Raw genomic sequence first — 1282 nt, forward strand, 5'->3', positions numbered from 1 at the left:
TGAAGTGACCCCCGAAAACGGGACACCAATCAAAACACCTAAACCACTTGTTCCCTAAATTCTTTAGGGGATAGGTGGTTTAATTTTTCTTGAATTCGCACACAATTGTAGTAATGAATGTATTCTAGCACAATCTTTCGCACAGTTGTGTTGGATACTTTTGTTATCTTTTGTGAATAGAAAGCTTCACTTTTTAAATGACCAAAGAAGCTTTCCATGACGGCATTATCATGGCAATTTCCTCTCCGGGACATGCTGGTGATAATGCCGTTTTCTTTGGCATACGCTTGAAATTCTTTTGCTGTATAAATACTTCCTTGATCTGAGTGAAGAAGGACATCTTTTACTTTTCGCCCTCTCATTGCTTGTTTTAATGTCTTCATCGCTAATGTCAGTGTTTGTGATTCGCTGATGACACAACTAATAATTTCACGATTAAAGGTATCCATAATCGTTGATAAATACAAAGTACGCTCTCCAAATAAGAGATACGTCACATCCGTAAACCATTTTTCATTTGGTCTGGATGCATCGAATTGGCGCTCCAATCGATGAGGGGCTACCATTGGCTCCGCACCATTGATATATTTCTTTTTCTTTCGACGTACTTTTGAAAGAATGTGATTTTGTCTCATGATTCGTAATACTTTTTTATGATTGACACACAGTCCCATTTTACGAAGAGTAGCGGTCACTCTTCGATATCCATACCGGAATTTATGCCTAAGACAAACGTCCTTTATTTTCTCTTCTATACCATCTTTCAAATCTTCCGTTCGTTGTAACCAACGATAAAATGTGGAACGGGGTAATTCTAATACGTTACACAATTCTTTTACCGTTATTTTTGTTTTTACATTTTCCCATAAAGTAACTACAGTTTCTGGTTTCAGCCCCTTTCGATTTCCAGATACTTTCCCCATACAAGTAATTTTGTTTTTAGATGTTTATTTTCTAAACGTAGCTGTTCTAATTCACTGAGCTCTTTTGGTCCTTTTCCATAAGAATATTGTTTTCCTACAGGTTGTTGAAAACGATACGTTTGATCTGTATGATACCATTTCATCCATGTCTTAATTTGGGAAACATTTTTAATTCCGAGTTTCTCCATAATTGTACGATTTGAATAGCCGTCTTTCTTCATTTCAATCACTTTCCACTTTGTTTCTTCTGGGTAATGAACTCTTGTCTTCAAACGAAAAACACCTCCATTGAATTTGCATACTTAGTATGCGAATTCAGGAGGTGTTTTTTTCATGTACCACTATTCGGGTTCACTTCA

Annotated in this window: 1 protein-coding gene; it reads right to left on the reverse strand. The window is 36.4% G+C overall.

Going from position 1 to position 1282, the window contains the following annotated elements; genetic code table 11:
• Nucleotides 1–38: 38 nt before the first annotated feature.
• Nucleotides 39–1195, reverse strand: a protein-coding gene (locus tag PDQ68_RS28560; RefSeq protein WP_153016965.1) for an IS3 family transposase whose coding sequence is annotated in 2 segments (ribosomal slippage) — nucleotides 39–943 and nucleotides 943–1195 — 1158 coding nt in all. Because the reading frame shifts where the segments join, the coding sequence is not laid out codon by codon here.
• Nucleotides 1196–1282: the final 87 nt, after the last annotated feature.

Source organism: Bacillus cereus group sp. Bc010 (assembly GCF_027716745.1).
In the GTDB taxonomy this organism is placed as follows: Bacteria; Bacillota; Bacilli; order Bacillales; family Bacillaceae_G; genus Bacillus_A; species Bacillus_A pacificus.